A 26,614-nucleotide genomic window follows, 5' to 3' on the forward strand; every position below is an offset into this window, starting at 1 on the left:
TTAGCAGACATTCAAGATATTTTTTGAGTACGGCGAAGCTTCATTTGGAGAAAAAGCAGCTTTGTTTTTTTTACGAGAATTTAAGGTCTATTGTTCGTAGTTTAGAAATCAACTACCTTCTTCATCCCGAATGTTGCTATTTGTAGACCAAAACAAAATTTACAGAAATATAATTCTAGGTTCTTATTTAATAATTTACTGAATAAAATCACATCAAATTGAAGTTTTAAGAGCTTTTCATGGAAGTCGCTCACCTAGAATCATCAAACAAGTGAGAAAAATTAATATATGAAACGTTTTCTTTTTTTAATCCTTTTATTTCAATTCAGCTGTTTTGTTCAGGCTCAAAAAATTCAATTGCAAACAGGTGACCTTCTTTTTCAAAAAATGAATTGTGGCGAATTATGTGAGGCCATCCATGCCGTTACAAAAGGCTATCAAGGGAATGATTTCAGTCATTTAGGTTTAGTTCTGATTGAAAATGACTCGGTATTTATTTTAGAAGCCGCAGGAAATGCAGTTCGGAAAGTAACATTAGAAGAGTTTTCTAAGAATACCACAACGACCATGTTTATCGGTCGCGTAAAAAAGAAGTATGAAAAACTAATTCCACAAGTAATTTCGTTTTCAAAAGAGCAACTCGGAATTCCGTATGATGATGATTATTTGTATGATAACGGAAAGTATTATTGCTCCGAATTGATTTATGATGCTTTCTTGAATGCGTATGGCAAACCTTTTTTTGAATTACAACCTATGACTTTTAAACAGCCCGAAACCAATGTGTTTTTTCCTGCTTGGGTTGCTTATTATAACGACTTAAAAATAGAAATCCCAGAAGGAAAACCAGGTTGTAATCCAGGTGGAATTTCTACTTCTAAAAAAATTAAAATTATAGGAAAATTAAACTAATTGCGATTCCTGTTGCTCAATTAAAAGCAAGATTTCCGTTTGAGTACTCACCCCTTTATCTTGTAAATACCATTTTTGAAGCTCGGTTTTAGCCGTTTCATCTACAACGCCATGGGTTGCTTTATAATCGATTATTAAATTTTTTGCTCCAAGTGGTCTTGGTCCCCAATCGCCAAGAACCGTATTCGTTTCAGCATCTATTACCACTAATTTCGGAATTGCCTTTCCTCCATTGGTTAAAAACAGATTCATCAACTCTTCGTTTTCATCACGAAGAGCGACACGCATTTCGATATTTTCTGAAAATTCTGCCATTTTATGCATGATGGGAAGTAACTGAGCGGCATCGCCACACCAACCTTCAGAAATTACTAACCAAATATATTTTGTTTTTAACGTTGACAATGCGATTTTAACCTGTTCCGTCAGGGCAATGGTTTTTTCTAATCGATTCATCCGTGCCTCGTTCAAAGCGGTATAATTCGCTAAAGCTTCTGATTGTTCTAATCCCGTCACTTTTCCTTGTCGCAATAAACTAGTCACCTGATTTCTGTATTCAGAATAAGAATAACTGTTTTCTAAACTGTTTTTTATAATCGTTTGCATACTTTAAAATTTAAGAATACAAAAGTACACGCTATTCTATCATAAATAAGTAACAATTATTACAAAGTCGAATATTTACAAATACATTGTAAAAATTAAGTAAAAACAGAATCATAAAACCAACTAGAAATAAATTTTCATCTCTTAAAAAGAGAAAATAATACGAGAAATAGTTTGAAGAATAGTTAAAAAGCAATAATTCTTTATATTTGCACCAGAAAACCACACACAACTCATGAAATACAAAAGAATATTACTCAAATTAAGCGGCGAAGCGTTAATGGGAGACCGTCAATATGGTATTGACCCAAAGCGATTAGCAGAATACGCTCAAGAAATTAAGCAAATTCATAACCAAGGTGTTGAAATTGCCATTGTAATTGGCGGAGGAAATATTTTTAGAGGAATTGCTGGAGCCAGTAATGGAATGGATCGAGTTCAAGGCGATTATATGGGCATGTTAGCCACCGTGATAAACGGCATGGCTTTACAAGGAGCTTTGGAAGAAGCAGGAATGCTAACTCGTTTGCAAACCGCTTTAAAAATTGAAGCCATTGCAGAGCCTTATATTAAAAGAAGAGCGGTTAGACATCTAGAAAAAGGCCGAATTGTCATTTTTGGTGCTGGAACAGGTAACCCTTATTTTACTACAGATACCGCTGCTGTTTTACGTGGTGTAGAAGTCGGAGCCGATGTAATTTTAAAAGGAACTCGTGTAGATGGCGTTTATAATACTGACCCAGAAAAAAACAAAGACGCTGTAAAATTCGACTTTATTTCTTTTGAAGACGTATTAAAAAAAGGACTAAATGTAATGGATACAACTGCTTTTACGTTGAGTCAAGAAAACAAATTGCCAATTATTATTTTTGACATGAATAAAGAAGGTAATTTATTAAAGGTTTGTAATGGAGAACCTATCGGGACAACCGTTACGATTTAAAGAAAATTAAGTATTAAGACAAATAAAAAAGACTTTGTGTCTAAAAATTTAAAAATCGAACTAAAATGACTGAAGAAATAAATTTTATTATCGATACGGCAAAAGAACACATGAACGGTACAATTGCCCATTTAGAAAAAGAATTTCTAAACATCAGAGCTGGAAAAGCTAGTCCGCAAATGTTGGGTGGCGTTTTTGTGGATTATTATGGTTCACAGACACCCTTGTCACAAGTGGCCAACGTGAATGTTCCTGATGCTCGAACCATAACCGTTACGCCTTGGGAGAAAGGGATGCTTCATCCAATTGAAAAAGCAATCCAAATCGCCAATTTAGGGTTTAACCCGATGAACAATGGCGATAACATTATTATTTCTGTTCCGCCCTTAACGGAAGAACGCCGTCGCGATTTAGTAAAACAAGCAAAATCAGAAGCAGAAGATGCTAAAATCGGAATTAGAAATGCTAGAAAAGATGCTAATACTGACATTAAAAAAGAAGAGAAAAACGGCACTTCAGAAGATATCTGTAAAGACGCTGAAGAAATTATTCAAAAAGTAACCGACACCTACATTAGAAAAATCGAAGAACATTTGGCGTTTAAAGAAGCCGAAATCATGAAAGTATAACTTCAAATCCACTTGAAAAAGTGGATTTTTTTGTTTAAATAACCTACTTTTGTTATTCTTTTTTATAATATGAACAAGTTTCTTTTATTTTTTCTTTTATGTTCGGTTGGTGCACAAGCACAATACCGAATTGCAGGAATTATAAAAGATGCGGCTACTCAAAAACCGCTTCCGTTTGCAATTATTGAAACCCCGAAAGGAATTCAAACAAGTTCTGATGTAACTGGAATTTTTCAATTGGAATCAAAAAACCCTTTTGAAACCATTGTCATCTCTTATATTGGTTATAAAACGTTTACTTTATTTGTTAAAAACAAAAATTATGTAACGGTAAACCTCATGCCAAATCTACAAAGTGAAAGCATCGATTCATTAACCACTAAAAAAAACGAAACAATTTCCTTAATTAAAAATGTAATCTATAAGGAACCGCAAAACAATCCGCAAAAAAAATTAGCCTCTTTTCAATTTAAAATTTACAACAAACTAATTGTGACTGCCAATCCTGATTCCATTCCGAATCAAGTAGAATGGATAGAAAGCAACAGTAATAAGATTAAAATTGATTCTTCCTCTTTAAAATTTAAACGTCTAGTTTCTAAACAACATTTGTTTTTAATGGAAAAGGTTTCGCTTTTCCAGCAAGAAAAAAACAAAGTAAAAGAAACGGTATTAGGCACAAAAATGTCAGGTTTTAAAAATTCCTTTTATGAAATTATTGGTTTCAATTTGCAATCTTTTTCGCCTTATGATGAAAAATATGAGTTTTTTGAAACAAAATATGTCAGTCCGATTTCCAGTCTTGGATTAAAAGATTATGACTATCAATTTTTGAATTCTGTCAAAATAAACAACCGAACTTGTTATGCGGTTTATTTTATAAACAAAAGAAAACGAAATAAAAATGGCTTAGAAGGCGTGCTTTATATCGATTCTGAAAATTTTGGTTTAGCAAAAGCCATTATTCGAATACGCGGAATTTTAGACATAACTTCTATTCATGATTTTGATTATTTACCAAATGAAAACCTTTGGTTTCCCATCATGAACGAATTTAAAGTGGTGAAAGGTCAAAATGATGATCCGCTTAAAATTTTAGGCGGAACGATTTATTTTGATGGTGAATATGAACAAATGGGTTTGAAAAAGAAAAAAGATCCAACTGACTTTTCGTATATTCAATCTAAATCCTATTTTTTTGACCGTGAGTTTAACGTTCCAATCGATATCAACCGCTCGTCGGTCGTGATTGAAATAAAAAATGATGCTGTAAAAAAAGATAATGCATTTTGGAATTCCTATCGCATGGACAGCTTGGATTTGCGAAGTAAAAACACCTATCAATCGCTAGACAGTTTAGCTTATCGAAAAGGAATCGACTCCAAATTGTTTTTTGGCAGAAAGATAATCAACGGCTATGCTCCCTTAGGTTTTTTTGATTTTGATTTGCGTTACTTAATTAGCTTTAACAATTATGAAGGATTTCGATTTGGATTGGGCGGCATTACCAATGAAAGATTTTCTAATAAATTTAGGCTGGAAGGTTATAGTGCATATGGCTTAAAAGACCAAGAAGTAAAATATAAAATTGGTGCTGCTACTCGTTTAGATGAATTTTCGAACACGTGGATGGGAATCAATTACACCGATGATATTTTGGAAATTGGTAGTACCAAATTCACCATAGACAAACGTGTTTTCAAAGTTTATGATCCGCGACCCATTAACGTGAATACCTTTTATCATCATGAAAGTTGGAGTGGTTTTATAGAAAGTAAAATTTTATCTAAATCAGAAAGTATTTGGCAATTAACACAGTCAGAAATCACCCCTCTTTTCAATTATTTATTTTATAATGATGGAAAAGAATATTCCTCTTATACCATGACCACCGCTTCCTTTTCGATGCAATGGAACCCATTTAGTGATTTTATGCAAACTCCAAATGGAAAAATTGAAATAGAAAAAAGGTTTCCCATTTTTTCGCTTCAGCTCACGCAAACCATTCCGGATTTTCTAGGTAATAATTTTGATTTTACAAAAATCGACTTTCGTTTTAAATACCAAAAAAAATTTATTAATGGTCAGAAGTCAACGTTTTTATTACAATCTGGAATTGCACTTGGCGATGTTCCGATAACACATTTATACAGTTCGTCACCAAATAATTTTAATCTAAGCAACGTTTGGAGAAGAATAACCGTTGCAGGTGAAAATAGCTTTGAAACCATGTTTTTTAATGAGTTTTTCTCTAGTCGGTACTTTATGGTTCATGCCAAACATGGATTTAAACGTATTGAACTCTTTCCAAAAGTAAAACCCTCTTTGGCTTTAGTAACTCGAATGGCTTTTGGAGCAATGGACAATCCAGACCAACATCTTGACATTACTTATAAAACATTAAATCAAGGATTTTTTGAATCGGGGATTGAATTAAATCAAGTTTTATACGGTTTTGGTCTTGGTGGTTATTATCGTTATGGTGCCAATCACTTGCCGAAATTCGCAAACAATATCGCTATAAAAATTACTTTTTCTTTTGAATTGAGTTTGTAAATAATTCCTTTTTTGCACTCTTTTTAATTTTATTGAAAATCGCTATTTTAGCCTTGATTTCATTACCTTTGCATCTTCATAAAACAATCCTATGTCCAAATGGTTTAGCGTGGGTTTTTGGGAGTCTGTTGCCCGAGTAATCCTTCGAAATAGAATAACAATACTTTCCATCATTTTTTTATTTACAGTGTTTTTAGCATTGCAATGGAAAAATATGCGGTTTACATATACGGAGGCCAATTTACTTCCAGATCACCACGAAGTTAACCTTCAGTACAACGACTTTCTTGAAAAATTTGGAGAAGAAGGTAATTTGATTATAATCGGAATTAAGGATTCTACTTTTTTCACGCCTAAAAAATTTCAAGCTTGGATTCAACTGATGGATACTTTAAAAAAATCCAAAGAAGTTGAATTGGTTATTTCGGTAGATGATTTAAAAAAATTAAATAAAAACGAAAATTTAGAAACTTTTGAATTTATTGATTTTATTGATAAATCCAAATCCAATAACGCCGAATATTTGATAGAGAAGCAGAAAGAATTGTTTGAAAAACTTCCTTTCTACGAACATCTATTACTTAATAAAAAAACTGGAACCATTCGTTCAGCACTTTATTTAGATAAAAAAATTGTCAACACAAGTGTTCGAAAAGATTTTATTGAAAAAGTACTGATACCAGAAGTTGAAAAATTTGAAAAATCGACAGGAATAGATTTAAAAGTTTCGGGAATGCCCTATATCCGAACGTTGAATTCGCAAAATATTGTAGATGAAATTGGAATATTTATTGGAGCGGCTTTATTAGTCACTTCACTTATTTTCTTCTTTTTCTTTCGCAGTTTCAGAGCAACTTTTATCTCCATGTGTGTAGTGATTGTTGGTGTAATGTGGTCTTTTGGAACTTTGGGATTATTAGGATATGAAATAACGGTTTTAACCGCTATTATTCCGCCGTTAATTATTGTAATTGGAATACCCAATTGTATTTTCTTGATTAACAAATACCAACAGGAGATTCAAAACCATGGCAATCAGGCAAAATCTTTGCAACGCGTAATTTCTAAAGTAGGAAATGCCACGTTGATGACTAATTTAACCACTGCTGCTGGTTTTGCTACCTTCATTATTACGGATAGTGAATTATTGACAGAGTTTGGTATAATTGCTTCTATCAATATTGTCTTATTATTCATTTTATGTTTATTGATCATTCCAATTGTTTATAGTTTTATGCCTTTGCCAAAAGACAAACATTTAAAACATTTAAATAAAGCTTATACTAGATCATTTGTAAATTGGATTGAAAAAACTGTCAAAAACAATCGAATTGCTATATTTTCAACTGCAATTACCTTACTTGTAATTAGTATTATCGGGATTTATCAAATTAAGATTTCTGGCAGTCTAATTGAAGACATGCCTAAAAAAACTGGTTTTTTTAAAGATATTGTCTTTTTTGAAAAAGAATTTGATGGCATCATGCCTTTGGAAATAATGATTGACACCAAACGCAAAAAAGGTGTTATGAAATTAAGTACCCTAAAAAAAATGGAAGAAGTTCAGGAAGTCATTTCTGAAATTCCAGAGTTATCCAGCCCAATGTCTGTTGTAAACGTCGTTAAATATGCTAAACAAGCCTATTACAATGGCAATCCAGAGTATTATGAACTGCCAACGGCTCAAGAACAAGGGTTTATTTTGACGTATGCTAAAAATGCGACAAAAGACAAGAATGAAAACTTCATGAAAAGCTATGTAGATTCTACCGGTCAACATGCACGCATAACAACCTTCATGAAAGATATCGGAACCGATAAAATGGATAAAATTGAAGATAAATTGTGGGATAAAATCAATACTGTTTTTCCGCCAGACCGTTACACCGTGACCATGACCGGAAAAGCATTGGTTTTTCAAAAAGGCACCGACTTTTTAGTAAATAATTTAATCGTTTCCCTATTGTTTGCCATCTTTTTAATCTCGCTCTTCATGGCATATTTGTTTCGGTCTTTTAAAATGATTATCGTTTCATTAATTCCAAACTTACTGCCATTAATAATTACAGCCGGATTAATGGGCTATCTTGGCGTGCCTATCAAACCGTCTACCATTTTGGTATTTAGTATTGCATTTGGTATTTCGGTAGACGATACGATTCACTTTTTAGCCAAATACCGTCAGGAATTAAAAGCCAATGATTGGAAAATCAGAAAATCGGTATTTAGTGCCTTACGAGAAACTGGAGTAAGTATGTTTTACACCTCTATTGTTTTATTTTTCGGTTTTTCGGTTTTCATGATTTCTAGTTTTGGCGGAACGGTAGCTTTGGGAGGCTTAGTATCGGCAACTTTGCTTTTTGCAATGTTGTCTAACCTACTTTTATTACCCGCTTTATTGCTTTCGTTAGAAAAAACAATTGCGAATAAAGAAGAGTTTATAGAACCAACTATAGACATCTTAGTAGAAGAAGAATAAGATTATCCTGAAACAAAATCACAAAAAAAACACACGAGTTAGTATATTTGTATCGTAAATTTATAGAAAATGAACAAGCACAGTAAAGTCATCGATTTATTAAACAACACCCCTATTCATACGGAAATTAGCGTTAAAGGATGGGTGAGAACTTTTAGAAACAATCAATTTATTGCCTTAAATGATGGTTCAACTATTCATAATATTCAATGTGTAGTTGATTTTGAAAATACTAAAGAAGAAATCTTAAAACGCATTACTACGGGAGCAGCAGTTTCCATTAAGGGTTCATTAATTGAAAGCAAAGGGGCTGGTCAGAAAGTTGAAATTCAAGTTAAAAGCATTGCTATTTTAGGCGATTCGGATCCAGACAAATTTCCGATGCAACCTAAAAAACATTCACTTGAGTTTTTAAGAGAAAACGCACATCTTCGCGTGCGAACGAATGCTTTTGGAGCGATTATGCGGGTACGATCTACCTTAGCATTTGCCGTTCATCAGTATTTTCAAGAGCGAGGTTTCTTTTATGTCAACACCCCAATCATTACTGGTTCAGACGCAGAAGGGGCTGGAGAAATGTTTAAAGTAACCGCTCTGCCATTCGACAAAACACCAAGAACCGAAGAGGGAAAAGTAAATTATAAAGAAGATTTTTTTGGAAAAGAAACTAATTTAACCGTTTCTGGTCAATTAGAAGCGGAAGCTTATGCCATGGCTTTAGGTCAAGTATATACTTTTGGCCCTACGTTTAGAGCAGAAAATTCAAATACTTCACGGCATTTAGCAGAGTTTTGGATGATCGAACCCGAAGTTGCTTTCAATGAGTTGGCGGACAATATGGATTTAGCCGAAGATTTTATTAAATATGTAATTAAATATACTGTTAATAAACACCAAGATGATTTAAAATTCTTGGAGCAACGTCTTTTAGACGAAGAAAAAAACAAACCACAAGCCGAACGAAGTGAAATGACTTTGTTAGAAAAGCTTAACTTTGTATTAGAGAATAATTTTAAACGGGTTACGTATACCGAAGCAATTGATATTTTACGCAATTCTAAACCTAATAAAAACAAAAAATTTAACTATCTTATCGACGAATGGGGTGCCGATTTACAAAGTGAGCACGAACGCTTTTTGGTAGAAAAACACTTTAAATGTCCGGTAATTTTATTTGATTATCCAGCAAAAATCAAAGCATTTTACATGCGTTTGAATGACAATACAGAGCCTGGAAAAGAAACAGTTAGAGCTATGGATATTTTATTTCCTGGTATTGGCGAAATTGTTGGCGGCTCTCAACGGGAAGAACGTTATGATGTTTTAGTTGAAAAAATGAAAGCTTTGGGCATAGACGAAGAAGAATTGTGGTGGTATTTAGATACTCGAAAATTCGGAACGGCAGTTCATTCTGGTTTTGGATTAGGATTTGAACGGTTAGTGCTTTTTATTACCGGAATGACCAATATTCGTGATGTGATTCCTTTTCCAAGGACACCACAGAACGCAGAGTTCTAATAGTTGATTAAGGTTTAAAGTTTAAGGTTGTCGAACTCACCACAACTTGAAACTTGAAACTTGAATCTTTTAAAAAAACAATCATGTTAAAACACAGTTTACAATTCAAATTATCTCAAAAATTATCTCCTCAACAAATTCAGTTGATGAAGTTAATTCAATTGCCTACGCAGGCTTTTGAACAACGTTTAAAGGAGGAAATGAATGAAAATCCAGCTTTAGAAGGCGGAAAAGAGGAAGATGAGTTTGCTGATGAATATGAAAAAGAAGAGTTTGATGATTATGAAGAGGATGAATATGAACATATTGATGCAGAAGATATCAATATTGACGAATATTTAAGCAACGACGAAACACCAGAATATAAGTTACAAGCCAATAATTATAGCGATGATGATGAAGAACGAGAAACACCTTTAGTGGCACCGGTCACTTTTCATCAAGATTTAATTAACCAATTAAATACCTTTATCTTAACTGATGAAGACCGCGATATTGCTGAGTTTTTAGTGGGAAGTATCGATGACATGGGTTATATTAGAAGAACAGTAGCTGACATTGTGGATGACTTAGCTTTTACACAAGGAATTTATACTGATGAAGAAAATGTCTTGCGAATTTTACACGTCGTTCATGAATTAGAACCAGCTGGCGTAGGTGCTCGTGACCTGCAAGAATGTTTGCTATTACAGTTAAAACATAAAACACCAACGGAATATGTCGATTTAGCAATCAACATTATCGAAAATCAATTTGAGCAGTTTTCCAAAAAACACTATGATAAATTGCTTCAAAAATATGGTGTTTCGCAAGAACAACTTAAAAAAGCGGTTGAAGAAATTGAAAAATTAAACCCTAAACCAGGTGGTGCTTTTGCTGGGAATAATAAAATTGTTGAACATGTTGTGCCCGATTTTACTATACGAATTGTAGAAGGAGAATTAGAACTTTTGTTAAATGGCAGAAATGCACCGGAGCTTCATGTTTCAAAAGATTATCAAGACATGTTGCGGACTTATAAAGATTCGCGGGATAAATCGAATAATCAAAAAGATGCGGTTCAATTTATTAAACAAAAATTAGATTCGGCAAAATGGTTTATTGATGCCATTAAACAAAGGCAAGAAACTTTGTTTGTCACGATGAATGCCATTATGCATTACCAACAAGAGTTTTTTTTAGACGGTGATGAAACCAAGCTTCGTCCGATGATTTTAAAAGATATCGCAGAAATGGTTGATTTAGATATTTCTACTATTTCGCGTGTTGCGAATAGTAAATATGTAGATACACCCTACGGCACAAAATTGATTAAAGAATTCTTCTCCGAAGCAATGAAAAATGACCAAGGGGAAGATGTTTCCACCTTAGAAATTAAAAAAATATTACAAAATATTATTGAAGACGAAGACAAAAAGAAACCTCTTCCCGACGATCAATTAGCAGATATTTTAAAAGAAAAAGGATATCCTATTGCCAGAAGAACAGTGGCAAAGTATCGTGAACAATTAGAGATTCCAGTTGCTCGCATGCGAAAGAAAATATAAAGAAATTGAAAAAAATTCTTCCCGTTTTCTCCTATATATTTCATCCGTTGTTCATTTCGGTTTATGCTGGTTTGTTCTATTTTACTTTATTTCATGATTTTTATGTGATTGAAGAAATCTACCTCTTTCTCATTCAAATCGTTATTATTATGGTATTAATACCCATTTCGATGTTTTACCTACTCTTATCATTAGGCAAAATAGACAGTATAATGGCTGAGGAACTTTCGCAAAGAAAAATTCCGCTTTTGATTAACTGTATATTATTGTTTATTTTAACGCAAAAGAGCGTCACATCAGACAGAATACCAGAATTGCATTATTTCTTTGTAGGAGGCATGTTTAGCTCAATTCTAGCCTTTTTGTTTTTACTTCTAAAAAAGAAAGCAAGTTTACATATGTTAGGAATTGTTGCACTAACTTTTTTTGTAATCGGTGTTAGTCTGCATATTGAAATTTCTTTGCTCTATACTATTGCCGCCTGCATTTTATTAATTGGATTTGTCGGCTCCTCTCGTTTGGCGATGAAAGCTCACACGCTGAGTGAATTAACCTTAGGGTTTGTTTGTGGAGCATTGCCACAAATTTTCTTTTGGCCTTTTTGGTTATAAGATGTAAAACTGAAGTCCTAAGTGAATCAAGCTAACATCTAATGTATTGCTTCCAATCTTCACATTATCATACAGCGGATTAATGCCGTAGTAAGCATAAAAGTTCCACGTATTATAGCCAGAAGCTAAATAAACGCCATATTGCAAAGCATTAAGTTCTGGATTATTTTTAACAATACTATTTCCTTGACTCGAAATAAAACGCGATTCGTCATACAAAAGATAGCTCACTTTAAAGCCCGTATATAATCTAAAAAACTTATGACTTTGGGGTGTAGAGGTTCTCCATCTAAACTCGATGGGCAAATCGATATTTAATGTGGTAAATCTGTTTTTTCGAAAAGAAACATCCGACTCGATTATAGAATAAGTATAAACGCCTTCTTCTTCAACAACTAATAAATTTTGACTGTACGCTTGATAGGAAAACCCTAGACCTGCAGCAAAAGCAAAAGTTCGGTCTTTATTAATGGGCATATCACGCAAAAAGCCTAAATTTATACCTGGAGAAAATGTTTTTTGAGTTAATCCACTCGGTTTATTTAGAAAAGTATTATAGGTAATTCCAACATAAAATTGGTCTTCGCGGTATTTTAAATCAACTTTTTTTTGGGAGGACAAAGTATCCTGACCCACCATAGCATAACAGAAAAAAAATAAAAATAGAGAGAGCCGCATACACTATATTTAGAAAGTTAAAATTACAAAAAAAGCCACGCAATGCGTGGCTTTTATCATATAAAATTTGTTTTAATCTAATACACTTCCCTTTGTGGTGGTATAATTGATTTTTAACGCATCCATTTTTCTTAATTCTTGTTTTATTTCTCCAACAAGACCCATTTTAGCATCCTTATCAATTTTCAAAGAAGTTGTAAGAACTTTCTCTAATTCCGGATCTCTTGCAGCTCTTTCTGCTAAAATAAAATTTCTAATATCAGAAACAGCAGACAATCGATCGTTCAATTGAATACGAGCTCCTTCACCATATTGTTTTTGGTACTTTTGGTGAGGTTTCCCAGCAAAAATAAATATTACCCTATCTTTCTTTTCCAATTTGGTTACTTGGTCTGCTTTAGGCAAGTTATTTTGGATTTTTAAGTCATTGTCTTTCATTACGGTTGCAACCATAAAAAAGAATAATAACATAAAAACGATATCTGGTAACGATGCCGTTGAAATGGCAGGAGTTCCTCCGTCTTTTTTCTTTTTAAATTTAGACATACTTCTAAAATTTATAATTAATTACGCTTCGGTTCAGCTTCAGATAATTTCTGAGGAAACAAGGTTTGAATATCTTTTATGATTGGCTCAATTTTATTACGTTGAGTTTCTGTCGTTTTCGGATCATCAAACATGGCCTCTAATTCTCTAAAGCTCTTGCCGTATCGAGCTAAACATTCTCTATCTCTTAAAAAATAATAGGCTGCTACTAATTCATTTTGAACAGCGATATAGGCTTTATAAGAGGTTTCTGCATCATTTTGAAGGGAAATAATTGCTTTATCAGGATTATCAGATGAAAACTCATCTTTTAGTCCTTTACAATAAGTACAAGTACCATCTCCGCCATTATCAAGGAAATCAATCGCTTTCTGTCTTAAATCTTTTAATTCAACCAATTTATCTTCCACCAACAATTGATCATTTCTGTTAATCAATACCGTGAAGATATTTTTCTCTTTAATGATGTTGTCTTCTGGTTTTTGGGTATCATCAATTGGAGGCAACTTACGATTAATACCTTGATCTGTTTGGATTGTCGTAGTTACCAAGAAGAAAATTAACAGCAAGAATGCAATATCTGCCATAGATCCAGCATTCACTTCTGGTGGTGCACTTCTGTTTTTTCTTGCCATGATTTATTTTTTAATTCGTGTATATCCCGTGAAAAACATTAATAAAATAGCTACTAAAGCCAAAATATAAAATGCATTAAGTCCAGTACTGACCATTTTAGAAGCAAAAGCAGAAACTTCTCCTCCATCTTTCAAGGGAACTGCCGTACCATCTGCAAAAACAAATGCAATGACAAACACCCCAAGAAAAGCTCCAATGCTAATAAAAGTCTTTTTTAAGTCTCCTTTTTTTGCCATCAGACCTTTGATCATATAATATGCTACAAATACAATTGCAATAATTAACATCACGTAGGCTACATAAATGATCGGTGTAATCATCCCACCGTCACTAGCATCTGACATCATGATGGTTGCCAAAAATACAATAGCAAGTACACTTAAGACCATTACCACTAATCTGGCTAACTTATTTAAGTTCATAGTAATTGTTATTTAAAATTATTTTTTGTTTTTGTAGTCTACTAGTATATCTACTAAACTGATAGAAGCATCTTCCATATCGTTAACGATAGAGTCAATTTTTGCAATAATGTAATTATAAAACACTTGAAGAATCATCGCTACGATAAGTCCAAATACCGTTGTTAATAACGCTACTTTAATACCACCCGCAACTAATGAGGCATCCATGTTTCCTGCTGCTTCAATTTTATCGAAAGCTTGAATCATCCCGATTACTGTTCCCATGAACCCTAACATCGGAGCTAAAGCGATAAATAAAGAAATCCAAGATACATTTTTCTCTAATTGTCCCATTTGAACACCTCCGTAAGAAACTACCGCTTTTTCAGCAGATTCTACTCCGTGATCGATACGGTCTAATCCTTGATAAAAGATAGACGCTACTGGCCCAGCTGTATTTCTACAAACTTCTTTTGCAGCATTTACACCTCCTGATTGAAGTGCATCTTCAACATCTTTTATTAATTTTTTTGAATTAGTTGTTGAAAGATTTAAATAAATGATTCTTTCAATTGCAATGGCCAAACCTAAAATCAAACACAATAAAACAATACCCATAAAGCCTGGACCCCCTTGGATAAATCTTTCTTTTAATTCTTGTGTAAACGATTTTTCAGCGGTTGCTGTTTCTTCATCTGCAACCATGTCAGTTGCTGTTTCCTCAACTGTAGCAGTAACAGTTTCTTCTACTGCTGGTTCAGTTGTTTGAGTGGAGTCTTGAGCTTGAACTGTTCCAAACGTCATTAGACCTGCGATTGCTAAAATAGAAAATAATTTCTTCATTGCTTTTGTTCTTAATTTTAATTAGTTAATCAGGTTAAAGGTATAAATTAATTTTTAAAAAAACACAAATTATAAAAAAATGAGCGGAGAGAAAGGGATTCGAACCCTTGATACCCTTTTGGAGTATACACACTTTCCAGGCGTGCTCCTTCGACCACTCGGACACCTCTCCCACATCCATTACAATGCATTTCAAGGGAGCCAAATAACGAAAAAAATCTCACTTGGTAAAATTTAATTTGTTATTTTTATGACAATTCTCCACGCAAGGGAGTTTCAAAAATGGTTTTGAACACTTTAGGTGAAACTTTTTGCCCTAATAAATACATTAATTTAGTGACAGCAGCCTCTGTTGTGATATCTTTTCCGGATATAATTCCTATTTTTTTTAAATAAGTACTCGTTTCATATTGCCCCATATTCACACTTCCGCCTGAACATTGCGTCACATTGATAACGTAAATTCCGTTTTTTATTGCTTTTTTCAACAAAGAAATAAACCAATCTTCAGACGGTGCATTTCCAGCCCCATAGGTTTCAATAATTATTCCTTTTAAATTTGGCACATCGATTAATGCTGCAAAAATTGTTTCATTTAAACCCGGAAACATTTTTATTATTAACACATTTGAGTCCAATTCTGTGTGTACTTGTAATTTTTTGGCTCTTGTTTTGGTTAAAATTGTTTCATTATTTACTTTTAAATGCACCCCCGACTCTGCTAATGCTGGATAATTTGGCGACGAAAAAGCATTAAAATGTTCTGCGTTTATTTTAGTTGTCCGGTTTCCGCGGTATAATTTATATTCAAAATACAAACAAACTTCCTGAAAAACAGGTTTCCCTTTTTTCTGAAGCGATGCAATTTGAATTGCAGTAATCAGGTTTTCTTTCGCATCTGTTCGCAAATCTCCAATAGGCAATTGAGAACCCGTAAAAACTACTGGCTTTGCTAAGTTTTCTAACATAAAACTCAAAGCAGAAGCCGAATAAGACATCGTGTCTGAGCCATGTAATATCACAAATCCATCAAAGCGATCATATTCGCGTTCAATAATTTTTGCCATTTCAACCCATTCGATAATACTCATATTAGAGGAATCGATTGGCTTTTCAAAAGAAATTGTTTCTATAGCACAATCCAATTGCTTTAATTCTGGAATACGTTGCAGTAATTTTTTGAAATTAAACGCTTTTAACGCTCCTGTTTCAAAATCTTTCATCATACCGATTGTACCACCGGTGTAGATTAATAATATGTTAGCTTGTACTGGCATCATGATAATTCAACTGATTGCTCACAGGGTTGGAATACATCGCTAAAAAACTTTCAACCATAACTTGATTTGAGACATCGATTTTCATCTCTAAACGTCGTTCAAACAACGATTTTTCGGTTTCTGTATATAAATGTTGGTGTTGATTGGTCTGGTGCAAAATATCATACGCAATATAATTGGTTGGCCAAAGCCTATAGGAACTCAATATTGACTCGTCTATCGCTTGAGCAACTGCTTGAATTTGCTTATTACTATTCTCTTGCGTCTTTTTAATTTCTTCTATTTCTTGGTCTAGCACATCACCTACATGAATGTGAATTCGTTTCTTCTGTCCCATGATTCCGCTGAGCAAGGTTATAAAATCTTCATTTTTTTCTTTAATGTAAATTTCATTATTGGCTTCTGCCATCAATTGTGGCATTTTTAAGGCATCTGTCGGATCATATTCATACGATATAGAAACCGGAACAATTTTAATTTTCTTAAAATAATCCAACACATTGTCTTCATCAGAACCCATTCCGAGCATTTTTAAAACCCCTTGATGCGTTGCATCATTGCCATCTTTGGTTCTTCCCTCGCGTTGAGCAATCCAAACGGAACGGTTTTCTCTTAACAATAATTGCCTAATATATTCAGACATTAATTTAGAGCTTTGCAGCAATTCTCTCGGCGACAATCCTCGAAGCACTAAAAAATTACGGTTGAGTTTAGACAATTTTAAAAGAAAATCCTTCTTCACTAAATTATCTCCAATTGCCGAAGCAGTCATAATTAACCCATGGTCATACAAGCAGACATTTAATAGAGAAGTGTCTAAAATAATATCACGATGATTCGATATAAAAAGATAGGAGGTGTTTTTATCTAGCTTTTCAAAACCAGAAGTTGTCAATCCTTCTGAACTTCGTTGCAACACTTTCTGTACCGATTGATAAATAAAATTAATTTGAAAATCGCGAATAGAATGTGTCTTCTCAAGTTGTTCTTTCCAAACTGATTCTTCTACTTCTGGAAAAGCAAAATTCATCAAGGCCTTCATCATCGGATGATGAATTACAGAACAAATTCCTTCATTTACTTCACTGTCGTAATAAGGACGGATAGAATCAAAAATTGGCATTTATGAATTGTTTAATTGTACAAATGAACAAAAAAAATGTGACTTTTATGAATTAATAAATTAAATTCCAAATACCGACTTTGCAGTAGAAGTGGTAATTTTTGCAATTTCTTCGATGGGTATTTGGTACAATTCACTGAGCTTCTTGGCTACTAAAAGAATATGACCACTTTCATTTCGTTTTCCACGGAAAGGAACGGGAGCTAAATAAGGTGAATCGGTTTCTAAAACCAATTCTTCTATTGGAATTTGATTAATGAATTGGTCAATTTTTCCGTTTTTAAACGTCACTACACCGCCAATTCCTAACTTCATATTATAAGAAAGTGCTTGTTGAGCATGTTCAAAAGTTCCCGTAAAACAGTGAAATATCCCTCTTAAATCCACACCTTTTTCAGCTTCTAATACGTCAAATATTTCATCAAACGAATCCCGACAATGAATTACAATTGGTAATTGATATTGCTTTGCCAATTGAATTTGACGTCTAAAGGCCACTTTCTGAATTTCTAACGTGGATTTATCCCAAAATAAATCAATACCAATTTCGCCAATCGCCACAAATTTTCGTTGTTTCAATTGAAGTTCAACGTGAGCTAATTCTTCTTCAAAATTTTCTTTGACATAACAAGGATGTAAACCGGCCATTAAAAAAACATGGGCAGGATAATGAGCCTCTAAATCATACATTGCTTGTGTGCACGAAGCATCAATTGCCGGAACAAAAAAGCGACTTACGCCAGCATTTATGGCACGTTGCATCATTTCGTCTCGGTCTGCCTCAAATTCTTCAGAATATAAATGGGTGTGCGTATCTGTTAAAATCATCGGGCAAAAATACGGAAAAAGAACGATTATTAAGTTACCAACATTTGTTTGACCTTTAAATTTATCTACATTTGAAACTCAAAAAATGAAAATGAAAAACTTACACGATATTTTAAAAGATAAAGGATATCAAAAAATTGCTTTTAAAGTTTCTAAAACACAACATTTACTAATTAAAGCTAGTATTAATGGGGTAAAAGGTAATTTTATTTTAGACACCGGAGCGTCTAACAGTTGTATTGGATTTGAAAGTATCGAATTATTTAAAGTCAATGCCGGAGCCTCCGAAACCAAAGCAGCCGGAGCAGGTGCAACAGGAATGGAAACTTTAGTGGGAAAAAACACTGCTTTTCAATTAGGCCGTTGGAAAGCTAAAAATATTCAATTGGTGATTTTTGATTTAACACATGTAAACGTTGCTTTGACACAATATAAAGCCAAGCCAGTTCATGGTATAATTGGTGCCGATGTTTTACTGCAAGGCAAAGCCATTATTGATTATTATAACCATTATTTGTATTTATTGAAGCCGACCCAAAAAATGAAATAAAAGTTTAAATCGGTTTGTTTACAGCTGTAGCTATTACGCTATTACACCACGCTGACAAATTTTTGGCATACTATTTGGAAAACTCAGAAAAGTAATTACTTTTAACCAAAATTTCAACCCTTTTATGAAACACAAAATTACTTTTACTGCGTTTGTTTTACTGCTAACAACGCTTGCTTTTGGGCAAATTCAGCCCTTTGGTCATTTGACAATTTTTTCGGAAGATGGTGATAAATTCTTCTTAGTTTTAAATGGCGAACGAATAAATGATGTGGCTCAGACTAATATTCGTGTAGAAGAATTAGTACAACCGTATTATAATGCTAAAATTATTTTTGAAGAGAACACCCGAAATGAAATTTCGAAAAACTATTTACAAGTAACCGATGTGGATGGTGTTTTTATGGATGTTACTTATAAAATTAAAAGAGATAAAAACAACAATAAGAAAATGAAGTTGAATTTCTTTTCAATGATTCCTGTTGTGCAAGGATTTATCCCGCCTTCTAATATGTATGTAAGACAATGGGGACAACCTGCTCCACCCATTGTCATTCAACAAAATACCTCTGTTGGCGTGATTCAACAAACAACAACGACCACCACCACCAATAACGGTATCAATGCGGGTGTGAGTGTGGGCGGAGTGGGCGTGAATATTTCTATTAATGACCCTGTTTTTAGTGGAAGTACGACGGTAACCGAAACTACCACTATTGGCACTTCAAATGGTGGGCCTGCCCATTATCCGCAAGATAGTAATCCAACTTGTGCGAACAAAAGACCAATGAATCAAGCCGATTTTAATAGTGCTTTGGCAACGATTAAAAAACAAGGATTTGATGATACTCGCCTAAAAACCGCAAAACAAATTGCACAAAGCAACTGTTTGAACACGAATCAAATTATAGCAATTTGTCAAATTTTTGGGTTTGAAGATTCTAAATTAGATTTTGCAAAATTTGCTTATGATGCCTGTGTTGAACCTAGAAATTATTTTAAAGTAAATGATGTTTTTTCTTTTAGTACCAGCGTGGATGAATTGACCGACTACATTTCAAGAAGATAGTTAAATTATTAGATTAAGTTAAAAAACACGTGAAGAACAACGTGTTTTTTTTGTGAATTTTATTTATTTTAACAGCAAAGTTGCAAATTCAGATAATTCGTTTATTTTTGCACCAAATTTTATAAAACCTTATCATGAAAAAATTATTTTTATTCTTAGCTGCTAGTACTTTAGCATTAACGTCTTGTTCAAGTGATGATGATTCAGCTCCTTCAATTGGGGGGACAATTAATGTAACTATTGATGGACAAGCTAAAACATTCAACACGGTTGTTGTTAATGAAGAAGTGTTTGATGCTGGAACAGTTGATGAATATACTGAACTTACAGTAACTGGAGTTATTGGAACGAACACAAACGAAATCATAACTTTTATTGTAGATAAAGGCGATTTAGGAGCAAATGCTATTTATTCTTTTAACTATACAAAAGATGGAGCATTCTACTACAATACAACTATTTCAACTAACGTTACGACAAACAACGATAGTAAAAAATTAATTGGAAACTTTTCAGGAACAATGACAAGCTTTTCAGGAACTGGAGAGGGTGTTGAATTAGTTTTCACTAATGGTACATTTAATATTCAATATTAATTGATAATATTATTCAAATAAAAATCCCGTTTAGAAAACTAAACGGGATTTTTACTTTATATCAATTAAGAACTAGAGCTCTAATGCTTTCTTTGGATTGTTATCCATTAATAGTTCTGCTGGGTTTTCTAAACCTTCTTTAATGGCAACTAAGAAACCTACTGACTCACGCCCATCGATAATTCGGTGGTCATAAGACAAAGCAACATACATCATTGGAGCAATAACCACTTGACCATCAACTGCAATTGGACGCTCAATAATGTTGTGCATTCCTAAAATTCCCGATTGTGGTGGATTAATAATTGGTGTAGACAACATACTACCGAAAACGCCACCATTAGATATAGTGAATGTTCCACCAGTCATATCATCTACCGTAATTTGACCATCACGAGCACGGATAGCCAAACGTTTGATTTCTCCTTCAATTCCACGGAAAGACAAGGTTTCTGCATTTCTTACGACAGGAACCATTAGCCCTTTTGGGCCTGAAACGGCAACCGAAATATCACAAAAATCATACGCTATTTTATAATCGCCATCGATCATAGAGTTCACGTCAGGATATAATTTTAATGCTCTTGTTACGGCTTTTGTAAAGAACGACATGAAGCCTAAACTTAGACCGTGTTTATCTTTAAACACCTCTTTATATTCGCTTCTTAATTTATTTACGTTGGTTAGATTAACTTCGTTAAACGTCGTCAACATCGCTGTTTCATTTTTTGCAGAAACTAAACGCTCTGCTACTTTACGACGCAACATCGATAATTTTGAACGTTCAGAACCACGGCTTCCACCAGTAGGTGTTCCCATAGAAGGAACCGCATTTACTGCATCATCTTTGGTAATTCGTCCCCCTTTTCCAGTTCCAATTATATCTGTGGGCTGAATGTTTTTTTCGTTTAATATTTTTTTAGCCGCAGGAGAAGGAGCTTGTGTAGCATACGATTTCTCTGGAGCAGGAGCTGCCTTTGGAGCCTCAGTCTTTTTTTCTTCTACTTTTTTCTCCTCCGTTTTCGGACTTTCAGACGTTTGACTTTGGACTGCATTTGGTTTTGCAGCACTAGTGTCGATTAAACACACCACTGCCCCAACAGCAACCGCATCGCCTTCTTCCGCTTTTAACGTAATGATTCCGCTAGCTTCAGCTGGTAATTCTAAGGTTGCTTTATCAGAATCAACCTCAGCAATAGCTTGGTCTTTTTCTACATAATCACCATCTTTTACTAACCAAGTGGCAATTTCTACTTCTTTTATCGATTCGCCTGGTGAAGGCACTTTCATTTCTAAAATCATATTCTATTTTGTTTAAAGTTTAAATTGTTTAAAGTTTAGAAGCGTACTTCTGAAACTTTAAACTTGAAACAAATTTTTATCAAAAACCATTCGTATAGCATCTGCATGTCTACGTCTATCTCTAGTATGACTTCCTGCCGCTGGAGCAGAATACGCTTTTAACGAGGCTAATCGCCATGGAACTAAATCAAAATTCATTAACATGAAGCTATATGCTCCCATGTTTTTTGGCTCTTCTTGTGCCCAAACATAATCATCCACATTGGGATAACTCGCAATAATTTTCTTTAATTGCTCAATTGGTAAAGGAAACAATTGTTCGATACGTACCAAAGCTACGTCATTTCTTTCTAACTTTTCACGTTCTGCTAAAATTTCATAATAGAATTTTCCAGTACAGAAAACGAGTGTTTTTACTTTCTTTTTATCTACAAAAGTATCATCGATTGTTTCTTGAAATTCACCATTGTATAATTCTTCTTTAGTAGATACACACAAAGGATGACGCAATAAACTCTTTGGTGAAAAAACAATTAATGGCTTTCTAAACTTTGTTTTCATTTGTCTTCTTAACAAATGGAAGAAGTTAGCTGGTGTTGTACAATCGGCTACATACATATTATGACGGGCACACAGTTGCAAATAACGCTCCATTCTTGCGGAGGAATGCTCTGCTCCTTGTCCTTCATATCCATGAGGTAATAACATTACTATTCCGTTTTGGTTATTCCATTTATCTTCACCACAAGAAATATATTGGTCAATCATAATTTGGGCTCCATTAGAGAAATCACCAAACTGAGCTTCCCAAATCGTTAATGCATTCGGATTGGTCAAGGCATATCCATAGTCAAAGCCTAAGACACCATATTCTGAAAGAAAGGAATTATAAATACTGAATTTTCCTTTTTTATCTTGAAGATGATTTAATAAAATTACTTCTTCTTCACTGTCTTCTACTTTCACAACGGCATGACGGTGTGAAAAAGTTCCTCTTTCAACATCTTGTCCTGAAATTCGCACATCATAACCTTCTATCAATAAAGAGCCATAAGCTAGCGTTTCTGCAGTTCCCCAATCAATAACGTCATTGTCAAACATGGTTTTTCTATCAGATACAATTTTTTGAATTTTATTGATGAATTTTTTATCTGAAGGTAAGGTAGAAATAGTTTCAGCAATCGACGCTAATTTTTTCTTATCAAAAGTGGTTTCTACTTTTTTAAGCATTTCGGCATCACTCACTTGCACAAAACCTTCCCATTCATTTTGCATAAATGGCGTAATGATAGTCAATTGTTTTTTTCGAGAAGCTTCTAAATTTTCATCTAGTTTCGCTTTGTAATCATTTTCAATTTTGGTAAGGTAGGCTTGATCTACAATACCATCTATTATCAATTTTTCTGCATAAATATCTCTTGGATTCTTATGTCTAGCAATGATTTTATATAAAACGGGCTGAGTAAAACGCGGCTCATCTCCTTCATTATGACCGTATTTTCGGTATCCCAATAAATCAATAAACACATCGCGTCCAAAAGTCATCCGAAAATCTAGTGCAAAAAGCATCGCATGTACTACGGCTTCGGCATCGTCTGCATTTACATGAAGAACAGGCGAAAGCGTAACCTTAGCCACATCAGTACAATAAACGGAAGAACGAGCATCTAAATAATTTGTGGTGAATCCCACTTGATTATTGATGACAATATGAATAGTTCCTCCTGTTTTATATCCTTCTAATTGTGACATTTGAACGATTTCATATACAATTCCTTGTCCCGCTACTGCAGCATCACCATGAACGGCAATGGGCAATACTTTTGAAAAATCATTCGGATAATACTTATCTTGCTTTGCTCGAGTAATTCCTTCAATCACAGCTCCAACTGTTTCAAGGTGTGATGGATTTGGAGCTAGGTTAATATTGATGCTTTTTCCGGATTTTGTTTTGATATCGGCAGTAAGCCCTAAATGGTATTTTACATCACCATCAAAATATTCTTTATCATAATCCTTTCCGTCAAATTCTGAGAAAATATCTTGGGTAGATTTACCAAAAATATTAGCCAAGATATTCAAACGTCCACGGTGAGCCATTCCCATTACAAATTGCTCCACTCCTTTTTCTGCTGCCTTTTCAATTAAAGCGTCTAAAGCTGGAATAACACTTTCTCCTCCTTCTAACGAAAAACGCTTTTGCCCCACATATTTTGTGTGTAAAAAGTTTTCAAAAGAAACGGCTTCGTTTAATTTATTAAGAATATGCTTTTTATTTTCTATAGAAAAATTAGGTAAGTTGTCATTAACACTTAGTTTTTTTTCAATCCACTCAATCACTTCTGGTTTTCGAATGTACATGTATTCAATTCCGATGGATTGACAATACACAGCATCTAAATGGCGGATAATTTCTTTAAGTGAAGACGGTTCGTGGCCAATCACGCGAGCGGCATCAAAAACAGTTTCTAGATCTGAAGCCGATAAACCAAAGTTTTCTAAAGTCAAGGTTGGTGCATATGTTCTTCGATCGCGAACCGGATTTGTTTTGGTAAACAAATGGCCACGCGTTCGATACGCATCAATTAATTTTAAAACATTAAATTCTTTTAGTAATTTATCAGATACAAAACTACAATCTTGTGCTTCTGTTGAAAAATTTACTAATTGTTCAATTTCTTGCTCTGTTCCCGAAGATTCCATTCCGAAATCAAAACCTTGAAAAAAGGCTCTCCAACTGGGTTCAACGGCATCAGGATTTATCGTGTATTGTTCGTATAAATCGTCAAAAAATTGTGTGTGTGCTGCGTTTAAAAATGAAAACCTATCCATAATTCGTAATAATAAACCTTATTTGTTAAAAATAGTTTTGCAAAAGTACACTATTTGCTATAATCTTTTGAATATTTTTACATACTTTTATGAATGAAAATTTCTAGAGAAATAGTGTTATGAAAAAAATAGCTTTTTTTAAAAAAATTTGGGTAATGTTGTTATTTTTAGGCGGAAGTTTTTTTTCGTTTTCTCAGTCAACAGATTTCATGAGTCACGTTCAATTTGGCGGAGAAATTGGTGCACAATTTGGCAGCAATTTTACCGAAGTAACGTTAGCTCCTAGTGCAATTTACAATTTTAATCAATATGTTAGTGCAGGAGTTGGACTTCGAGGTGGTTATTTAAAAGAAAAAAATTATTATGACGCCTGGATTTATGGTGGTTCGCTACTTGCGTTATTTAATCCGATACGAGAAATTCAACTTTCTGTGGAATTAGAACAATTGCGTTACAACTTTAGTTATGATGCACCGATTTCCTATGATGATAATTTTTGGAATACTGGATTATACCTTGGAGCAGGTTATAACTCAGGTAATGTAGTAATTGGTATTCGCTACAATGTATTATTTGACAGCGATAAATTCAATTCTGAACCTTGGTTTCCGTTTATTAGAGTTTATTTCTAAACCACACTTTTTGCCATTCTCTTTTTAAAATTAAAAAAGCAACTTGTTCTGCTAATTCAAGTAAATCATCGCCATTTAATTTTTTGACTTCCGATTCGGAAACATCAATAATATAAAGCAGGTTTAAGTATTCGGCAAATTTATATTGTATAAGTCGATATACTTTTTCATGCAATTGCACTTTCAATTCCTGTGGCGAAGTGCTCAATGGAAAATCAACAGGTTCATTAGCAAAATTGAAATCTTTATTGAGTTGCTCAATCAATTTGAGATAAAGATTTTCTTTCTCGGCTTCGGTTAAGAGTTGATCGGTGGAAGTTGGGATGGGATACATTAAATTTACGCTTTTTGATTTGAATTTGTTGCTTAAACTTTTCTCTTCATTAGTTTTTCTCCAAACACTTTTAGAACCATTTTCTTTTCTTCAGAAATTTGCATTTGATTTAACGTTTCAAATGATTTAAAAGTGTAGTTTTCAATAGCTTTTTGAGTTGCTTCTGCTGCTTTTGTTTGCACAAAAATTTCTTTTACAGAAGCCACTTTTTCCGCATTATCTTGCGGCTGAATGGAGTATAAATGCAACAGTTCTTCGCGTTCTTCTGGGTTGGCAAACTCCATTGCTTTAAGATACAAATACGTTTTTTTATTTTCGATAATGTCGCCTCCAACCTGTTTTCCAAAAGTCTCTGGATTTCCAAAACAATCTAAATAATCATCTTGTAACTGAAAAGCAATTCCTAAATTCAATCCAAATTCATAAATTAAATTCGCATTTTCATCAGAAGTTTCAGCAACGATTGCTCCCATTTTTAATGCCGCAGCGACTAATACTGCCGTTTTATATTCAATCATTTTGAGGTATTCAGGAATCGTTACATCATCTCTGTTTTCAAAATCAACGTCATACTGTTGACCCTCACAAACCTCTAATGCAGTTTTGCTAAATAATTTTGCTAATGTTTTGAAAATAGCTGGTTCATAATTTTCAAAATACTGATAGGCCAAAATCAACATCGCATCACCCGAAAGAATTCCGGTATTCAAATCCCATTTTTCATGAACGGTTGCTTTCCCTCTTCGCAACGGAGCATCGTCCATAATATCATCATGCACTAACGAAAAATTATGAAAAACCTCTATTGCCATAGCGGCAGGCAATGCTTTTTGATACGAAACATCAAATACTTCCGCTGCCATTAACGTTAAAACAGGTCGAATTCGCTTACCACCTAAACCTAAAATGTATTCAATTGGCTCGTATAAATTTGCGGGTTGCCGATTAATGTTTTGTTGTGCAAAATAGGTTATAAAATGCTCTTGATAAGCCGCTGTTGACTGCATGAATTCAGGATTTTGATAATTATTAAGTATGCAAATAAAAGTAAAAAAACACAATAAATAAGATTACTCCTTTGTAAACCTAGTTTAACAAATGTTAAATTTATGTAAATACTTTGGAAACTATTTTGGTGTTAAAAGTTTCCGCTCTACATT

At 33.8% G+C, this 26,614-nt stretch carries 25 protein-coding genes and 1 tRNA gene; 12 read left to right on the plus strand and 14 right to left on the minus strand.

The annotated features are described in order from the left end of the window. Positions 1–288 precede the first annotated feature (288 nt). A complete protein-coding gene (locus PHR76_RS03525) occupies positions 289–912 on the plus strand; it encodes a YiiX/YebB-like N1pC/P60 family cysteine hydrolase (protein ID WP_300058617.1) in 624 nt (207 codons plus the stop codon). On the opposite strand, the gene PHR76_RS03530 is transcribed toward PHR76_RS03525, so the two are convergent. Then, entirely contained in the window at positions 904–1,518 is a 615-nt protein-coding gene (locus PHR76_RS03530) for a thioredoxin family protein (protein WP_300058619.1), read from the minus strand. The genes PHR76_RS03525 and PHR76_RS03530 overlap by 9 nt on opposite strands. Positions 1,519–1,753: 235 nt before the next feature. Here PHR76_RS03530 and pyrH point away from each other — a divergent pair, with 235 nt between their 5' ends. From pyrH to PHR76_RS03565, 7 genes are all read left to right on the plus strand, one after another. Then, positions 1,754–2,461, plus strand: coding sequence for a UMP kinase (pyrH, locus tag PHR76_RS03535; RefSeq protein WP_300058621.1), 708 nt, complete (start codon positions 1,754–1,756; stop codon positions 2,459–2,461). A gap of 65 nt (positions 2,462–2,526) precedes the next feature. Beyond that, a complete protein-coding gene (frr, locus tag PHR76_RS03540) occupies positions 2,527–3,090 on the plus strand; it encodes a ribosome recycling factor (RefSeq protein WP_300058622.1) in 564 nt (187 codons plus the stop codon). Positions 3,091–3,159: 69 nt separating this feature from the next. Continuing rightward, positions 3,160–5,646, plus strand: a complete 2,487-nt coding sequence (locus PHR76_RS03545; RefSeq protein WP_300058624.1) for a DUF5686 family protein — start codon at positions 3,160–3,162, stop codon at positions 5,644–5,646. 91 nt (positions 5,647–5,737) lie between these two features. Continuing rightward, the gene (locus PHR76_RS03550; protein WP_300058626.1) at positions 5,738–8,125 is read left to right on the plus strand and encodes an MMPL family transporter; all 2,388 of its coding nucleotides are present in this window, start codon (positions 5,738–5,740) and stop codon (positions 8,123–8,125) included. A gap of 69 nt (positions 8,126–8,194) precedes the next feature. After that, positions 8,195–9,643 (plus strand): asparagine--tRNA ligase, encoded by a 1,449-nt coding sequence (gene asnS / locus PHR76_RS03555; protein ID WP_300058628.1) that lies wholly within the window; start codon positions 8,195–8,197, stop codon positions 9,641–9,643. Between the two features lie 83 nt (positions 9,644–9,726). After that, on the plus strand, positions 9,727–11,190 hold the full coding sequence (gene rpoN, locus PHR76_RS03560; protein ID WP_300058630.1) for an RNA polymerase factor sigma-54: 1,464 nt from the start codon (positions 9,727–9,729) through the stop codon (positions 11,188–11,190). Between the two features lie 5 nt (positions 11,191–11,195). Beyond that, complete coding sequence (locus PHR76_RS03565) at positions 11,196–11,801, plus strand: hypothetical protein (RefSeq protein WP_300058632.1); 606 nt, start codon at positions 11,196–11,198, stop codon at positions 11,799–11,801. Here PHR76_RS03565 and PHR76_RS03570 read toward each other — a convergent pair. The 9 genes from PHR76_RS03570 to PHR76_RS03610 form a co-directional block, all read right to left on the minus strand. Then, positions 11,796–12,479: a porin family protein gene (locus PHR76_RS03570; protein WP_300058634.1), complete on the minus strand. Its 684-nt coding sequence runs from the start codon at positions 12,477–12,479 to the stop codon at positions 11,796–11,798. The two genes, PHR76_RS03565 and PHR76_RS03570, sit on opposite strands and share 6 nt — an antisense overlap. A 72-nt stretch (positions 12,480–12,551) precedes the next feature. Continuing rightward, positions 12,552–13,025: a biopolymer transporter ExbD gene (locus tag PHR76_RS03575; protein WP_300058636.1), complete on the minus strand. Its 474-nt coding sequence runs from the start codon at positions 13,023–13,025 to the stop codon at positions 12,552–12,554. A 17-nt stretch (positions 13,026–13,042) separates the two neighbouring features. Then, positions 13,043–13,660, minus strand: a complete 618-nt coding sequence (locus PHR76_RS03580) for a biopolymer transporter ExbD (protein WP_300058638.1) — start codon at positions 13,658–13,660, stop codon at positions 13,043–13,045. 3 nt (positions 13,661–13,663) lie between these two features. Beyond that, entirely contained in the window at positions 13,664–14,083 is a 420-nt protein-coding gene (locus PHR76_RS03585) for a hypothetical protein (protein ID WP_300058640.1), read from the minus strand. 18 nt (positions 14,084–14,101) lie between these two features. Further along, a complete protein-coding gene (locus PHR76_RS03590) occupies positions 14,102–14,908 on the minus strand; it encodes a MotA/TolQ/ExbB proton channel family protein (RefSeq protein WP_300058642.1) in 807 nt (268 codons plus the stop codon). An 84-nt stretch (positions 14,909–14,992) separates the two neighbouring features. Next, a tRNA-Ser gene (locus PHR76_RS03595) sits at positions 14,993–15,080 on the minus strand. 76 nt (positions 15,081–15,156) lie between these two features. After that, positions 15,157–16,185 carry an asparaginase gene (locus PHR76_RS03600; RefSeq protein WP_300058704.1) on the minus strand — a complete coding sequence of 343 codons (1,029 nt, stop codon included), beginning with the start codon at positions 16,183–16,185 and terminating at the stop codon, positions 15,157–15,159. Next, positions 16,169–17,311 carry a 1-acyl-sn-glycerol-3-phosphate acyltransferase gene (locus tag PHR76_RS03605; RefSeq protein ID WP_300058644.1) on the minus strand — a complete coding sequence of 381 codons (1,143 nt, stop codon included), beginning with the start codon at positions 17,309–17,311 and terminating at the stop codon, positions 16,169–16,171. The genes PHR76_RS03600 and PHR76_RS03605 overlap by 17 nt, the downstream gene beginning before the upstream one ends. Positions 17,312–17,371: 60 nt before the next feature. Further along, entirely contained in the window at positions 17,372–18,139 is a 768-nt protein-coding gene (locus PHR76_RS03610) for a TatD family hydrolase (RefSeq protein ID WP_300058646.1), read from the minus strand. A 91-nt stretch (positions 18,140–18,230) separates the two neighbouring features. Here PHR76_RS03610 and PHR76_RS03615 point away from each other — a divergent pair, with 91 nt between their 5' ends. From PHR76_RS03615 to PHR76_RS03625, 3 genes are all read left to right on the plus strand, one after another. Beyond that, positions 18,231–18,689, plus strand: a complete 459-nt coding sequence (locus PHR76_RS03615) for a retropepsin-like aspartic protease (protein WP_300058706.1) — start codon at positions 18,231–18,233, stop codon at positions 18,687–18,689. A gap of 124 nt (positions 18,690–18,813) precedes the next feature. After that, positions 18,814–19,758 (plus strand): DUF4476 domain-containing protein, encoded by a 945-nt coding sequence (locus PHR76_RS03620; RefSeq protein WP_300058648.1) that lies wholly within the window; start codon positions 18,814–18,816, stop codon positions 19,756–19,758. A gap of 134 nt (positions 19,759–19,892) precedes the next feature. After that, positions 19,893–20,354: a hypothetical protein gene (locus tag PHR76_RS03625; RefSeq protein ID WP_300058649.1), complete on the plus strand. Its 462-nt coding sequence runs from the start codon at positions 19,893–19,895 to the stop codon at positions 20,352–20,354. Between the two features lie 72 nt (positions 20,355–20,426). On the opposite strand, the gene odhB is transcribed toward PHR76_RS03625, so the two are convergent. Further along, on the minus strand, positions 20,427–21,656 hold the full coding sequence (gene odhB, locus PHR76_RS03630; protein ID WP_300058651.1) for a 2-oxoglutarate dehydrogenase complex dihydrolipoyllysine-residue succinyltransferase: 1,230 nt from the start codon (positions 21,654–21,656) through the stop codon (positions 20,427–20,429). Positions 21,657–21,713: 57 nt separating this feature from the next. Further along, positions 21,714–24,488 carry a 2-oxoglutarate dehydrogenase E1 component gene (locus tag PHR76_RS03635; protein WP_300058653.1) on the minus strand — a complete coding sequence of 925 codons (2,775 nt, stop codon included), beginning with the start codon at positions 24,486–24,488 and terminating at the stop codon, positions 21,714–21,716. Positions 24,489–24,607: 119 nt separating this feature from the next. On the opposite strand from PHR76_RS03635, the gene PHR76_RS03640 reads away from it, so the two are divergent. After that, positions 24,608–25,120, plus strand: coding sequence for a hypothetical protein (locus PHR76_RS03640; protein WP_300058655.1), 513 nt, complete (start codon positions 24,608–24,610; stop codon positions 25,118–25,120). On the opposite strand, the gene PHR76_RS03645 is transcribed toward PHR76_RS03640, so the two are convergent. After that, positions 25,104–25,454 (minus strand): hypothetical protein, encoded by a 351-nt coding sequence (locus tag PHR76_RS03645; protein WP_300058657.1) that lies wholly within the window; start codon positions 25,452–25,454, stop codon positions 25,104–25,106. The genes PHR76_RS03640 and PHR76_RS03645 overlap by 17 nt on opposite strands. Positions 25,455–25,486: 32 nt before the next feature. Then, entirely contained in the window at positions 25,487–26,461 is a 975-nt protein-coding gene (locus tag PHR76_RS03650) for a polyprenyl synthetase family protein (protein WP_300058659.1), read from the minus strand. Positions 26,462–26,614: the final 153 nt, after the last annotated feature.

It is taken from the genome of Flavobacterium sp. (assembly GCF_028689845.1).
Lineage (GTDB): Bacteria > Bacteroidota > Bacteroidia > Flavobacteriales > Flavobacteriaceae > Flavobacterium.